Raw genomic sequence first — 13102 nt, 5'->3', positions numbered from 1 at the left:
GGTTCCCGCTTTCCGGCACCAGGGCCGGTCCTCCCGCACGGGAGGACCGGCCCTGCTGCATCCTGCAGGGTGACGGGCTCACTCCGGTGGGTGAATCGGAAGTCCCCCGGATGTCGCTCCACCAGATGGCGTTCCTACGATCTGATCAATCGTGCGAACCTTCGGAGGCGGTCATGGCCGACAGGCGGGGAAGCGCAACTCTCGGCGGCATCTCGCTGGCCCTCGCGGTGCTGGCCCCCCTGGCCGCCTGCACGGCCGGGGAGGAGGAGCCCGTCGGACCGCACCGGATCGACGCGGCCCCACTGGTCCACCTCTCCGCAAAGGAGAAGGTCGACCCGTCCCAGCCGGTCACCGTGACCGCCGTCAAGGACAGCCGGCTCACCGACGTCACCGTGGTCGGCCCGGACGGCCGGGTGGTCGCCGGAAAGCTCGCCGAGGACCAGCGCAGCTGGCAGACCACCGGCCGGCTGAAGGCCGCCACCGCGTACACCGTGCGGATCTCCGCCGACGACGGCAAGGGCGGCCGCGGCGACACCACGGCGAACTTCAGGACCCTCCCCGGCCAGCGCCTGCTCACCGCCAAGCTCGGCCCGGACTCCTCCGGCAGCGGCGTCTACGGGGTGGGCCAGCCGCTCACCGTGCAGCTCTCCGAGGCCGTGAAGGACCCGCAGGCCCGCCTGGAGGTCGAGCACGTGCTGACCGTCGGCTCCCAGCCCGCCGTCACCGGCGCCTGGTACTGGGTGGACGACAAGAACCTGCACTTCCGCCCGGAGACCTACTGGCCGGCCGGGACGACCGTCTCGCTGGCCTTCGACGGCACCGGCAGCCGGATCGCCGACGGCCTCTACGGCGGTGACCGCAGCTCGCTGAAGCTGCGGATCGGCGAGCGGGTGGAGTCGGTGATCGACGCGGGGACCCACGAGCTCACCCTGAAGCGTGACGGCGAGGTGCTGCGGACCATCCCGGTCACCACCGGCAAGCCCGGCTTCGACACCCGCAACGGCATCAAGGTGGTGCTCGGCCAGGAGCGCTCGGTCCGGATGAACGGCGAGACCATCGGCATAGCGGCGGGCAGCGCGGAGTCGTACGACCTCGACGTGAAGTGGGCCACCCGGGTGACCTGGAGCGGCGAGTACGTACACGCCGCGCCCTGGTCGGTCGGCTCGCAGGGCGTCGAGAACGTCAGCCACGGCTGTACCGGCATGAGCACCGACAACGCCGAGTGGTTCTACCAGCACACCAGGGTGGGGGACCTGGTGACGGTGGTGAACAGCCGCGGCGGCCCGATGGAGCCCTTCGGCAACGGCTTCGGGGACTGGAACGTGGCCTGGACGGAGTGGGTCAAGCACAGCGCCTCCGGACAGCCCGTCAGCACCACCTCACCGGCCTCCCAGGCCCCCGCCGCGGGGATGATCCGTCCGGAGCTCTGACGGGACCGTCAGAGCTCCGGGTAGGCCAGCCGCAGCGCGGTGTCCACGGCGGCCAGGGCGTCGGCGTGGGAGACGCCCAGGCGGTGCGCGCGGGCGGCGTACTCGGCGGCGGCCTCGGCGGCCAGCCGGTGGGCGGCGTCCCCGGTGGCGGCGATCAGCGTGCCGCGCCGGCCGTGGGTCTCCACAACGCCGTCCGCCTCCAGCTCGCGGTAGGCCCGGGCGACCGTCCCGGCGGCCAGCCCCAGCTCCTCGGCCAGGGCCCGGACGGTGGGCAGCCGCAGCCCGGTCGGCAGTTCGCCGGAGCGGGCCCGCTCGGCGATCTGGGCGCGGATCTGCTCGTACGGGGGAGTGGCCGAGGCGGGGTCGACGGAGAGCTGCACGGGGGCTCCTGGTGACGCGGGCGGGTACGGGAAAGCCCGAGGGCCGCCGACCAGAAGAACTCTGGTCTGCGGCCCTCGGGGTGACTCGGTGGTGCCTACGGGATCAGTGGTGGCCGTGGCCGCTGGTGATCTCGTGGTGCTCCTCGGCGGTCGGCTTGGGGATCTGGCTGCCCTCGCCGTAGAAGCCGCGGGAGAGCTTGGCCCGGGTGCGGGTGAGGACGCCGGCCTTGCGGGCCACGCCGTTCTCGTCCGTCTGGGCCGGCAGCTCGACCGGCTGGTTCTGGTCGTGCGCGGTGAGCTTGTACAGGTCCTGCTGCGGCAGCTGGGCGTGCACCTCGATGAACTCGCCGTGCGGCAGGCGCTTGATGACGCCGGTCTCGCGGCCGTGCAGCACCTTCTCCTTGTCGCGGCGCTGGAGGCCGAGGCACCAGCGCTTGGTCACGATGAAGACCACGACCGGGACGACGAAGAAGCCGACGCGGACGAAGTAGGTCACCGAGTTGATCGACAGGTGCAGGTGGGTGGCGAACAGGTCGTTGCCACCGGCCATCAGCAGGATCAGGTAGAGGCTGATCCAGGCGGCACCCAGGGCGGTGCGGACCGGGGCGTTGCGCGGGCGGTCCAGGATGTGGTGCTCGCGCTTGTCACCGGTGATCCAGCCCTCGATGAACGGGTAGGCCGCGATCGAGACCAGGACCAGCGGGAAGATCGCCAGCGGGACCATGACACCCAGGTTGAGGGTGTGGCCGCCCCAGACGCTGATCTCCCAGCCCGGCATGACACGGATCAGACCCTCGGAGAAGCCCATGTACCAGTCGGGCTGGGCGTCCGTGGAGACCTGGTCCGGACGGTACGGGCCGTACGCCCAGATCGGGTTGATCGTGGCGATCGCCGAGACGACGGCGATGAGGCCGAACACCAGGAAGAAGAAGCCACCGGCCTTGGCCATGTAGACCGGCATCAGCGGCATGCCGACGACGTTCTTCTCGGTCTTGCCCGGGCCCGCCCACTGGGTGTGCTTGTGGTAGAAGACCAGGATCAGGTGTGCCACCAGCAGGCCGAGCATGATGCCCGGGATCAGCAGCACGTGGATGGTGAAGAACCGCGGCACGATGTCGTGGCCGGGGAACTCGCCCCCGAACAGGAACATCTGGACGTAGGTGCCGATCAGCGGGACGGCGAGGATCGCGCCTTCCATGAAGCGGATACCGGTGCCCGACAGCAGGTCGTCCGGCAGGGAGTAGCCGAAGAAGCCGTCGAACATGCCCAGGACCAGCAGCAGGAAGCCGAAGACCCAGTTGATCTCACGCGGCTTGCGGAACGCGCCGGTGAAGAACACGCGCATCATGTGGACGAGCATCGCGGCCACGAAGACCAGGGCGGCCCAGTGGTGGATCTGACGGATCAGCAGACCGCCGCGGACCTCGAAGCTGATGTCCACCGTGGAGGCGTAGGCCTCCGACATCGGGATGCCCTTGAGGGGCACGTACGAGCCCTCGTAGACGACCTCGGCCATCGAGGGCTTGAAGAACAGCGTCAGGTAGACACCGGTCAGGATGATGATGACGAACGTGTAGAGGCAGATCTCGCCCAGCATGAAGGACCAGTGGTCCGGGAAGATCTTCCGCAGGTTGGCCTTGGCGAGGGAGTAGATCCCCAGCCGGCCGTCAGTCCAGTCAGCCGCGGCTTCCCACTTGTTGGCGGGCTTCTCACGCGTGCTGGAGGGCTTGGCGGCACCGGTCGTGGTGCTGCTCGCGCTACTCATCGAGCACGCTCCCAGTAGCTCGGGCCGACGGGCTCATCGAAGTCGCCGGTGGCGACCAGGTTGCCCTTCTCGTCAGTGATGATCTTCAGCTGCGGCAGCGGGTGGCCGGCCGGGCCGAAGATGACGCGGGCGCCGTCCGCCAGGTCGAAGGTCGACTGGTGGCAGGGGCAGAGCGCGTGGTGGGTCTGCTGCTCGTACAGGCTGATCGGGCAGCCGACGTGGGTGCAGATCTTGGAGTAGGCCAGGATGCCCTCGAAGCCGAGGTCCTTGGACTTCTCGTCCTTGATGTCCTCGGGCGCGATCCGGACCAGCATCAGGGCGTCCTTGGCGATCCGCTGCTGGAAGTCCTCGTCGTGCGTGGACAGGCCCTCGGGCATGGCGAAGGTGAGCGAGCCGACGACGATGTCCTCGGGCTTCATCGGCTGCATGGTGTTCATGTTGATGAGCGCCAGCGGCTTGGTCTCGGTCGCCTCCTTCCAACCGGTCTCCTTGAGCTTCTTCTCGGGAAGCGGGCCCAGGTCACGGAGCAGGACCACGCCGGAGAGCGGGACCAGCGCCATGGAGCCGATCAGGGTGTTGCGGATCATCTTGCGGCGGCCGAAGCCGGACTCGGCGGCACCGGTCTTGAACTGCTCGATGACGTCCGCGCGGACCTCGTCGGAGGCCTCGATCGGGTGACGCTCGGACGGCATCTCGACGTCCGACATCAGGGTGCGGGCCCAGTGGACCGCGCCCGCGCCGATCATGAACAGCGCCACACCCAGGGTCAGGCCGAGCGCGAAGTTCAGCGCGCTGACGTGACCGAGCGGGAAGATGTAGACGATCTTGTCCGGGTCGATGGCCACGTACGAGGCGATGAAGCCGACGGTGGCGAGCATCGAGATCACGAACATCAGCGAGACCTGGCGCTCGGCGCGCTTGGCGGCCCGCTCGTCGATGTCGGTGCGACGGGGCTCGTGGGCCGGCAGGCCCGGGTCGGCGAACGGGCTGCCGTGGTCGGCCACCTCGCCGGCGGAGCCGTGCGGCTCCGGGAGCTTCTCTTCTGACATGTCGTGGCTCATGACTTCTTGGCCTTGGTGGTGTGGGCGGCGACCCAGATCGCGACCGCGATGAGCGTGCCGAGGCCGAAGATCCAGCCGAACAGGCCCTCGGTCACCGGACCGAGGCTGCCCAGGGTGAGACCGCCGGGGTTGGGCTCATCGTTGGTGGTGTGGCGGACGAAGGCCACGATCTGCTTCTTCTGCTCCTCGGGCATGGTGGTGTCCGGGAACGACGGCATGTTCTGCGGGCCGGTCTGCATGGCCTCGTAGATGTGCTTGGCGTCCACGCCCTCCAGCGACGGGGCGTACTTGCCCTTGGTCAGGGCACCACCCTGGCCGGCGAAGTTGTGGCACTGGGCGCAGTTGGTGCGGAACAGCTCGCCACCCTTGGAGATGTCCTCGGGGTTGGTCGAGGTGAACTGCTCCTCCGTCGGGGTCACCGGGCCGGGACCGAGGGAGGCGACGTAGGCGGCGAGCTGGTCGATCTCGGCCTGCGTGTAGATGTTCTTCTTGCGCGGGACCTGCGCGCCGGGCTGCTGGGCGGGCATGCGGCCGGTGCCGACCTGGAAGTCGACGGCGGCGGAGCCGACGCCGACCAGGCTCGGACCGTCACTGCTGCCCTGGCCGTTCAGGCCGTGGCAGGAGGAGCAGCCCACGGCGAAGAGCTTCTTGCCCTCATCGATCGCGAGCGACTGCGCGGCGACGTCGGCCTGCGCCTTGTCGGCGGGCGCGAACGCGGCGTACAGCCCCCCGGTTGCCGCCAGGGCGAGAAGTAGGACGACCAGCGCCGCCAATGGGTGGCGCCGTCGTGCGGAGAGCTTTTTCACGGAATAACCCCGGTGTCAGGATCTGGTCGACTGGTGGGTGCACCCGGCGGCCGGTCTGGCCGGCACGAGGCTGCCTGTCTAGGGCTGCGCGCGCGGTCGGTCGGTGGGAGCGTCGGCACCGGCAGAAGCGGCCCGTCGCCGGTGAGGGCGGGGGCCGCAGCCGGTGGCCAGCGACCTGATCAGCTGGTTACTTGATCAGGTAGATGGTCGCGAACAGGCCGATCCACACGACGTCGACGAAGTGCCAGTAGTACGACACGACGATCGCGGCGGTGGCCTGCTCGTGCGTGAAGCGCTTGGCTGCGTACGTCCGTCCCAGGACCAGCAGGAAGGCGATCAGACCACCCGTCACGTGCAGCCCGTGGAAGCCGGTGGTCAGGTAGAACACCGTGCCGTACGGGTCGGAGGACAGCGAGAGGCCGTCCTTCTTGACCAGCTCGGTGTACTCGAAGACCTGGCCGCCGATGAAGACCGCGCCCATGGCGAACGTGAGGATGAACCACGCCCGGAGCTTCTTCACGTCACCTCGCTCGGCGGCGAACACGCCGAGCTGGCAGGTGAGCGAGGAGAGCACCAGGATCGTGGTGTTGACCGACGAGAAGGGCACGTTGAGGGCGTGGGCCTTCTCGGTCCAGAACTCCGGCCCCTTGACGGAGCGGAGCGTGAAGTACATCGCGAAGAGGGCCGCGAAGAACATCAACTCGGAACTGAGCCAGACGATCGTTCCGACGCTGACCATGTTCGGCCGGTTGACCGATCCGTGCGCGTGCCCGGTTTCTACTGCTGTTGCTGTCGCCACGACGGACATTATGTCGGTCCCTTATTCCGTCTTCACGTCGGGGGGTGTCCCTCGGAGTGTCCGGTGCGTGCGGTATGCCCGCTTGGGGGGCGGCGCCGGGTCCGGACGGGGGCTGAGCAGCGGCGTGTCCCTTTTCTGATGGTTCCTCGGAGGGGCCCGCGACCCCGTTGCCCGGTGCGTCGTTGCACGGCCGGAGCAGCCGCAGGAGGTAGGGGACGGGACCCGGGGTCGGCCGTACGGGTGGACCGGACGGGATCGGGTGACGGACCGTCCTCCGGGTGGGTGAGCCGGGGTGCGGCCCGGTTGGCCGGGAAGCTGCACGAGGAGGACTCGGCGGGGGTGATCGGGAGTAGCATCCGGATCAGGCGAACGTGGTCCGGATCACACTTGAGGGAGCAGGGCCCATGGCGTACACGACCGATGAGATGCTCACCGTCCTCGTCTACAGCGACGACCGCAACACCCGCGAGCAGGTGCTGACGGCGCTCGGCCGCCGGCCCGCCGAGGACCTTCCGGAACTGACCTACCTGGAGTGCGCGACCACCCCCGCGGTGCTCAAGGCACTGGAGAAGGGGGGAGTGGACCTCTGCGTGCTGGACGGTGAGGCCGTTCCGGCCGGGGGGCTGGGCCTCGCGCGCCAGCTCAAGGACGAGATCTACGGCTGCCCGCCGGTGCTGGTGCTGATCGGCCGGCCGCAGGACTCCTGGCTCGCCGCCTGGAGCCGGGCCGACGCGGCCATCTCCCACCCGGTGGAGCCGGTGGCGCTGGCCGAGGCGGCGGCCACCCTGCTGCGGGCGCGACTGGCGAAGCGGACTCCGGCAGTCCGCTGAAGGCGGCCCGGCAACTGGAAAGGACAGGGGTAGAAGCGGAGGCTTCGCTCGATAGGCTGGCTCCATCCGTACGGACGTCCCCCCGTAGTGGGGAACCGACAACAGCTGGAGTCAGCCATGGTGAACGTGAACCCTGCGAACGGCGGTAGCGACCCCGCGCAGGTGGTCCGCACCTGGCCGGACCTCCTGGCGGCGCTGTTGCGGGGGGAGGACCTCGACCGCTCGTCCACCGCGTGGGCGATGGACCGGATCATGAGCGGCGAGGCGTCCCCCGTACAGGTGGCCGGGTTCATGATCGCGCTGCGGGCCAAGGGCGAGTCGGTCGAGGAGATCGGCGGCCTGGTCGACGCGATGTACGCGCACGCGGAGCCGCTGGACATCCCCGGCCCGGCGGTGGACATCGTCGGCACCGGCGGCGACCGGGCGAAGACCGTCAACATCTCCACCATGTCCGCGATCGTCGCGGCGGCCGCCGGCGCCAAGGTGGTCAAGCACGGCAACCGGTCGGCCTCCTCGAGCAGCGGCTCCTCGGACGTGCTGGAGAAGCTCGGGGTGGCGCTGGACCTCTCGGCCCGGCGGGTCGCCGAGGTGGCCGAGGAGGTCGGGCTCACCTTCTGCTTCGCGGCGAAGTTCCACCCCTCGATGAGGCACGCCGCCACCGCGCGGCGCGACCTCGGGGTGCCGACCTCCTTCAACATCCTCGGCCCGCTGACCAACCCGGCCAAGGTCACCGCGCACGCCATCGGCTGCTTCGACACCCGGCTGGCCGGACTGATCGCCGGGGTCCTGGCCGAGCGGGGTGCGACGGCGCTGGTCTTCCGCGGCGACGACGGACTGGACGAGCTGACCATCACCACCACCTCTCAGGTCTGGCTGGTGCGCGAAGGGGCGGTCACCCGGACCGCCTTCGACCCGCGGGACGTCGGCATCGAGCTGGTCGGCATCGAGGCGCTGCGCGGGGCGGACGCCTCGTACAACGCGGAGGTCGCGCGGCGGCTGCTGGCGGGGGAGCACGGGCCGGTCCGGGACGCCGTCCTGCTGAACACGGCGGCGGCGCTGGTCGCGCTCGACCTGCGCGACGCACCGCTCGCCGAGCAGTTGGCGGCCGGCATGGAGCGGGCCGCCAGGGCGATCGACTCCGGCGCGGCCCAGGACCTGCTGCGGCGTTGGTCGGAGGCCACCAGCCGGATCTGACACGGCAGTTGACGGGGCCCGCGGGAACTCCTCCCGCGGGCCCCTCACGCTGTCCGGATGCCGGACGCCCGTTTGACCGCCCGATGGGCGCGGCCTAGAGTCTTCGCCAGGTCATGAGTGACAGCGCGAAGCCCCAGCTTGCTGTCCGGCAACCCTCCGTCCGTGGCGGGGTGCCCTGGGTGAGGACCGGGTCGTCACGGCAAGCCGTCCGTGCGACAAGCGCGGACGCCGGACGAATGACACTCCCGGGGTCCCTTACCCCTTGAAGGAGTGCATCCCCATGTCCCCCGTCGCCACCGAAATCTGCGCCCCGCTCGCCGTCCTCGGCACCGACGTCCAGGTCCCGCTCGCCAGCGGTGAGAAGGTCGGCTACGCGGCACTCGACTACGCGGCCAGCTCGCCGGCGCTCCAGCGGGTGTGGGACGACGTCGCCGCCTACGCGCCGTACTACGGCAGCGTCCACCGCGGGGCCGGGTACCTCTCCCAGCTGTCCACCGACCTGTTCGAGCAGAGCCGCCGCACCGTCGGCGAGTTCCTCGACCTGCGGGAGGGCGACCAGGTGGTCTTCACCCGGGCCACCACCGACTCGCTCAACCTGCTGGCCGCCGCCGTTCCGGCCGGCACCCGGGTGTTCGCCTTCGAGACCGAGCACCACGCCTCGCTGCTGCCCTGGGCGCACGCCGGACTGGACGTCACCTACCTGCGGGCGCCGCGCTCGCGGGCCGAGGCGGTGGCCGCGCTGGACGCCGCGCTCGCCGAGGCACCCGAGGGCCCCAAGCTGCTCTGCGTCACCGGCGCCTCCAACGTGACCGGCGAGCTGTGGCCGGTCGCCGAGCTGACCGGGACCGCGCACCGGCACGGCGCCCGGGTGGTGCTGGACGCCGCCCAGCTGGCGCCGCACCACCGGGTCTCGGTGCGCGAACTGGACGTCGACTGGATCGCCTTCTCCGGCCACAAGATCTACGCGCCGTTCGGCGCCGGGGTGCTGGCCGGCCGGGCGGACTGGCTGGACGAGGCCGAGCCGTACCTGGCCGGCGGCGGGGCGACCCGGACGGTGGCCCGGGCGGCCGACGGCTCGGTGGCCGTGCAGTGGCACACCGGCCCGGCCCGGCACGAGGCCGGCTCGCCGAACGTCATCGGCGCCTACGCGATCGCCTCGGCCTGCCGGGCGCTGACCGAGGCCGGCTTCGACGCGCTGGAGGCCCGCGAGCGGCAGCTGGTCGCCCGGCTGACGGCCGGGCTGGCCGCGATCCCGCAGGTCAAGGTGCTGAACCTGTTCGGGGCCGACTCCGCACGGGTGGGCGTGCTGTCCTTCGTCGTCCGGGGCTGGAACAGCTCGCACTTCTCGGCCGCGCTGTCCGCCGAGTACGGCATCGGGGTGCGCGACGGCCTGTTCTGTGCCCACCCGCTGGTGCGCACGCTGCTCGGGGACGAGGACGTCGCGCCGTCCGAGTGCGGGGCGCCCGAGTCCTCGCTGCCGGGCGAGCGCAGCCTGAACGCGATCCGGGTGAGCTTCGGCGCCGGGACGCCGGACGAGCACGTCGACCGCTTCCTGACCGCCGTCCGGGAGCTGGTCACGGACGGTGCGGCGTGGAACTACCGCAACGAGGGCGGGCGTTGCGTCGCCGACTCTCGGCGCGAGGGCTGACCGCTACTCGTCCAGGCCGAGGGCGAAGGCGGCCTCCAGGTCGTGCTGGGAGTAGGTGCGGAAGGCGATCTGGGTCTCGGTGTGGGCCACGCCCGGGACCTTGTTGAGCCGGCCCGGGATGACCTCGGCCAGGTCGTCGTGCCGGCGCACCCGCACCATCGCCACCAGGTTGTAGCCGCCGGTCACCGAGTAGACCTCGCTGACGCCCTCGATGGCGGCGATGGACTCGGCGATCTCCGGGATGCGGTCGACACTGGTCTTGATCAGGACGATGGCGGTGATCACAGTTCGGGCTCCTTTGTGGGGTGCCGCCAGCGTATCGGGCGTCGGCGCGGTCGTCTCGGGGGGTGGCGGACCGCGGTACAGGCGTAGAGGAACCCGGCCGAGAAGCCGATCACGTGGACCAGGTAGGCCACCCCGGGGCCGGCCGAGTGCACCGACCACCATTGCAGGGCGAACCAGAGGCCGAGCACCAGCCAGGCGGGGAAGCGCAGCGGCAGGAAGAGGAGCAGCGGGACGAGGGTGGTCACCCGGGCCCGGGGGTGGAGGCGTAGATAGGCACCGAGGACGGCCGCGATCGCCCCGGAGGCCCCGATGAGCACCCGGGTGGAGTTCGGCGAGTGCGCCTCGGCGAGCGCGAAGCCGTACGTGGTCAGGCTGCCGGCGGCCAGGTAGAAGAGGACGTACCTGGCCCGGCCGAGCCGCCGTTCCACGGTGGGGCCGAAGACCTGGAGGAAGAGCAGGTTCCCCAGCAGGTGCAGCCAGCCGGCGTGCAGGAACAGCCCGGTGAGGACGGACAGGGCCGGGTGCTTGCCCGGGGTCGGGGCGGCCGGGCAGCCGGGGGCCGGGTCGGGGGCCTCGGCCAGCTGCTCGGCGGTCAGCGGCCGTCCGGCCAGCACCTCGGCCGGGACGGCGCCCCAGCGCTGCTCGTACCGCTGCTCCGAGCAGACCCGGGCCTGGCCGGTGCCGTACAGCGGGTTGAGCCCGGCGGCGGGGCCGAGCAGGAAGACCAGGGTGTTGAGGGCGATCAGGGCGTAGCTGACCACCGGGACGGGCACCGCCGGGCGGCCGGCCCGGGCGGCGGTGTGGTCGGGGACCGCGAGCGCCATGCGGCCAAGCATCCCTCCGGGCGCCGCAGGTGACACGGTGGTTTACGGCAGGTGGACTAGCCGGGGAGTTCAGGCGACCGGTGGCCGCGGTGGTTGCCCCAGGCAATAGGCTTGGGGCGGGCATTCCCGCCTCCCGCCGCCGATGCCGGGGCTCCGGGGGGAGCGCCTAGCCCACCCAGGGACCACCCGAGAGGACCCCCGATGACCGTCCCCGCCCTGACCGCCGAGACGCGCTGGCGCTGCACCCTGTGCGGCAACCTCACCCGCTTCGACGTGACCCGCACCGCGCGGGTGACCGAGTTCCTGCACTTCGACCTGGCCGGCGAGTCCGAGGTCGAGGAGACCGAGGTGCTCAGCGAGACGATCGAGTCGGTGCGCTGCCGCTGGTGCAACGCGGTGGACCAGGTCGAGCTGGTGGCCCGCCCGGGTGCCGAGGGGGAGCAGGCCCCCGCCGAGCAGGGCTGATCCCCGCCGCCGCGGCGGGCGGGTGCGCGGAGCACCCGCCCGCGCCGCACGGGACAATACAGAACAAGACGCACGGAGCGTGACGACAGGGGCGGCCGCGGCCGACCCCGCTGGACCAGGATCGGAGCCGAGGACGTGGTGGACGCAGCGAAGGAGCCCGGCGAAGCCCAGGGGCTTCAGCCCGCTGCGGCCGAGGCCCAGGCCGAGGCGGCCGGGACGGCGGACGACTCCTCCGAGCCCGCGGCGGAGCGCGTGGCCGAGAAGCTCGACCGGCCGCTGCCCGAGGGGGTGCGCCGGCGCGTGGTCGGGCTGGCCTCGGACGCGCTCGGCGGGCTGCCGCCGGCCGAGCTCCCGCAGAGCCTGCGCCAGTACGTCAAGTTCACCCCGGTGCGGCGGGCCAAGTACGCGGCCACGGCGCTGGCGGCGGCGCTGGAGGCGGAGCCGGCCTTCCGGGTGCGGATAGCCGAGCGGCTGCGCCTCGGGCAGCCGGACCTGGTGAGGGCGCTGGAGTGCGGCACCGTCCCGAGCGCCGCCGATCCGATGGACGTCGCGGCCGCCGCCTACCTGGTGCGTTCGGCGGGCTGGAGCCGGCTGGTGGCCGAGGCCGGCGAGGAGGCCGAGCGGGCCGGTGCCGAGGACGCGGCCGCGGAGGCCGCCCGGCTGGTGGAGAAGCTGCAGGCCGAGCTGGCCGAGGTACGGGCCGCCGCCCGGGCGGACCTGGACCGGCAGCGGGCCGAGTCCGACGGTGTCCGCAAGGAGGCCGAGTCGCTGCGCAAGAAGGTGCGGTCGCTGGAGAGCGACACCCGCCGGGCGCAGGCCGAGACCCGCCGGGTGAGCGGTGAGCTGGAGGCCCTGAAGGCGCAGGCCGCGGCCGAGCGCGGCGCTGCCGAGACCGAGGCGCGCAGGCTCCGGCACCGGCTCTCCGAACTGGAGACCGCGGCCGAGCAGGGCCGCCGGTCGGCCCGCGAGGGGCGCAGCGTCGAGGACATGCGGCTGCGGCTGCTGCTCGACACCGTGCTGCAGTCGGCCCAGGGTCTGCAGCGGGAGCTGGCGCTGCCGGTCTCCCAGATCCGCCCGGCGGACCTGGTGGAGGCGGTGGTGCCGGGGGCGGCCTCGCCGCACGACGTGGCCCGGCGCGGGCTGGCCGAGGACGATCCGGCGCTGCTGGACCAGCTGCTGGCGATCCCCCAGGTCCACCTGGTGGTGGACGGCTACAACGTGACCAAGGCCGGCTATCCGGCACTGCCGCTGGAGCAACAGCGGATCCGGCTGCTGGGCGGGCTGGCGATGCTGGCTCAGCGCACCCAGGCGGAGGTCACCTGCGTGTTCGACGGGCAGGACCTGGACGTCCCGGTGATCATGGCGCCACCGCGCGGGGTCCGGGTGCGGTTCAGCCGGACCGGGGAAACGGCCGACGAGCTGATCCGCCGTCTGGTGCGGGCCGAGCCGCAGGGTCGTCCGGTGGTGGTGGTGTCCACCGACCGGGAGGTCGCGGAGGGCGTGCGGAAGGCGGGCGCGCGCCCCGTGGCGTCGGTGCTGCTGTTGAACCGGCTGGCCCGGCCCTGACCTCGGCCGATTCCGTGTGATTCCTGGTCAGGGGCGGTTCCGGGGCCTT

General features: G+C 71.6%; 13 protein-coding genes and 1 riboswitch. Of the genes, 6 read left to right on the top strand and 7 right to left on the bottom strand.

The genetic code is table 11. The features are described 5' to 3' along the window. Nucleotides 1-173: 173 nt before the first annotated feature. Entirely contained in the window at nt 174-1430 is a 1257-nt protein-coding gene (locus ACWDBE_RS04645; protein ID WP_449807200.1) for an Ig-like domain-containing protein, read from the top strand. Between the two features lie 8 nt (nt 1431-1438). Here ACWDBE_RS04645 and ACWDBE_RS04640 read toward each other — a convergent pair whose 3' ends face one another. The 5 genes from ACWDBE_RS04640 to ctaE all read right to left on the bottom strand — a co-directional run bounded on the left by ACWDBE_RS04640 (nt 1439) and on the right by ctaE (nt 6250). Continuing rightward, nucleotides 1439-1810 carry a GntR family transcriptional regulator gene (locus ACWDBE_RS04640; protein ID WP_449790748.1) on the bottom strand — a complete coding sequence of 124 codons (372 nt, stop codon included), beginning with the start codon at nt 1808-1810 and terminating at the stop codon, nt 1439-1441. A 103-nt stretch (nt 1811-1913) separates the two neighbouring features. Then, on the bottom strand, nt 1914-3575 hold the full coding sequence (gene qcrB, locus ACWDBE_RS04635) for a cytochrome bc1 complex cytochrome b subunit (RefSeq protein WP_449807199.1): 1662 nt from the start codon (nt 3573-3575) through the stop codon (nt 1914-1916). Beyond that, entirely contained in the window at nt 3572-4624 is a 1053-nt protein-coding gene (gene qcrA / locus ACWDBE_RS04630) for a cytochrome bc1 complex Rieske iron-sulfur subunit (RefSeq protein ID WP_449790746.1), read from the bottom strand. The genes qcrB and qcrA overlap by 4 nt, the downstream gene beginning before the upstream one ends. 8 nt (nt 4625-4632) lie before the next feature. Beyond that, nucleotides 4633-5442 (bottom strand): cytochrome bc1 complex diheme cytochrome c subunit, encoded by an 810-nt coding sequence (gene qcrC / locus ACWDBE_RS04625; protein ID WP_360353819.1) that lies wholly within the window; start codon nt 5440-5442, stop codon nt 4633-4635. A gap of 187 nt (nt 5443-5629) precedes the next feature. Further along, nucleotides 5630-6250 (bottom strand): aa3-type cytochrome oxidase subunit III, encoded by a 621-nt coding sequence (gene ctaE, locus ACWDBE_RS04620; RefSeq protein ID WP_049651835.1) that lies wholly within the window; start codon nt 6248-6250, stop codon nt 5630-5632. 395 nt (nt 6251-6645) lie between these two features. Between ctaE and ACWDBE_RS04615 the strand changes: the two genes are divergently transcribed. The 3 genes from ACWDBE_RS04615 (at nt 6646) to ACWDBE_RS04605 (ending at nt 9913) form a co-directional block, all read left to right on the top strand. Next, a complete protein-coding gene (locus ACWDBE_RS04615; RefSeq protein ID WP_402405385.1) occupies nt 6646-7071 on the top strand; it encodes a response regulator in 426 nt (141 codons plus the stop codon). Nucleotides 7072-7188: 117 nt separating this feature from the next. After that, the gene (trpD, locus tag ACWDBE_RS04610; RefSeq protein WP_449790745.1) at nt 7189-8265 is read left to right on the top strand and encodes an anthranilate phosphoribosyltransferase; all 1077 of its coding nucleotides are present in this window, start codon (nt 7189-7191) and stop codon (nt 8263-8265) included. Nucleotides 8266-8374: 109 nt separating this feature from the next. Continuing rightward, a riboswitch (SAM riboswitch) is annotated at nt 8375-8493 on the top strand. Nucleotides 8494-8545: 52 nt separating this feature from the next. Further along, nucleotides 8546-9913 (top strand): aminotransferase class V-fold PLP-dependent enzyme, encoded by a 1368-nt coding sequence (locus tag ACWDBE_RS04605; protein ID WP_449807198.1) that lies wholly within the window; start codon nt 8546-8548, stop codon nt 9911-9913. A gap of 3 nt (nt 9914-9916) precedes the next feature. Here the strand turns inward: ACWDBE_RS04605 and ACWDBE_RS04600 are convergent, their stop codons facing one another. Together ACWDBE_RS04600 and ACWDBE_RS04595 are read right to left on the bottom strand one after the other, a co-directional pair. Continuing rightward, entirely contained in the window at nt 9917-10198 is a 282-nt protein-coding gene (locus ACWDBE_RS04600; protein ID WP_224278336.1) for an Lrp/AsnC family transcriptional regulator, read from the bottom strand. Beyond that, nucleotides 10195-11022, bottom strand: coding sequence for a rhomboid family intramembrane serine protease (locus ACWDBE_RS04595; protein ID WP_449790743.1), 828 nt, complete (start codon nt 11020-11022; stop codon nt 10195-10197). Before ACWDBE_RS04595 ends, ACWDBE_RS04600 begins: the two co-directional genes overlap by 4 nt. Nucleotides 11023-11223: 201 nt before the next feature. On the opposite strand from ACWDBE_RS04595, the gene ACWDBE_RS04590 reads away from it, so the two are divergent. Next, nucleotides 11224-11487 carry a hypothetical protein gene (locus tag ACWDBE_RS04590; RefSeq protein ID WP_449790742.1) on the top strand — a complete coding sequence of 88 codons (264 nt, stop codon included), beginning with the start codon at nt 11224-11226 and terminating at the stop codon, nt 11485-11487. A 252-nt stretch (nt 11488-11739) separates the two neighbouring features. Further along, entirely contained in the window at nt 11740-13053 is a 1314-nt protein-coding gene (locus tag ACWDBE_RS04585) for an NYN domain-containing protein (RefSeq protein WP_449807416.1), read from the top strand. The last annotated feature ends 49 nt before the right edge of the window (nt 13054-13102 follow it).

It is taken from the genome of Kitasatospora sp. NPDC001132 (assembly GCF_053598415.1).
This window is presented reverse-complemented; position numbering and strand designations above follow the sequence as displayed.

Coding starts and splice junctions, on each gene's coding strand:
- ACWDBE_RS04645 (WP_449807200.1), top strand. CDS start 174: ATGGCCGACAGGCGGGGAAGCGCAACTCTCGGCGGCATCTCGCTGGCC.
- qcrB (WP_449807199.1), bottom strand. CDS start 3,575: ATGAGTAGCGCGAGCAGCACCACGACCGGTGCCGCCAAGCCCTCCAGC.
- qcrA (WP_449790746.1), bottom strand. CDS start 4,624: ATGTCAGAAGAGAAGCTCCCGGAGCCGCACGGCTCCGCCGGCGAGGTG.
- ctaE (WP_049651835.1), bottom strand. CDS start 6,250: ATGTCCGTCGTGGCGACAGCAACAGCAGTAGAAACCGGGCACGCGCAC.
- ACWDBE_RS04615 (WP_402405385.1), top strand. CDS start 6,646: ATGGCGTACACGACCGATGAGATGCTCACCGTCCTCGTCTACAGCGAC.
- trpD (WP_449790745.1), top strand. CDS start 7,189: ATGGTGAACGTGAACCCTGCGAACGGCGGTAGCGACCCCGCGCAGGTG.
- ACWDBE_RS04605 (WP_449807198.1), top strand. CDS start 8,546: ATGTCCCCCGTCGCCACCGAAATCTGCGCCCCGCTCGCCGTCCTCGGC.
- ACWDBE_RS04595 (WP_449790743.1), bottom strand. CDS start 11,022: ATGGCGCTCGCGGTCCCCGACCACACCGCCGCCCGGGCCGGCCGCCCG.
- ACWDBE_RS04590 (WP_449790742.1), top strand. CDS start 11,224: ATGACCGTCCCCGCCCTGACCGCCGAGACGCGCTGGCGCTGCACCCTG.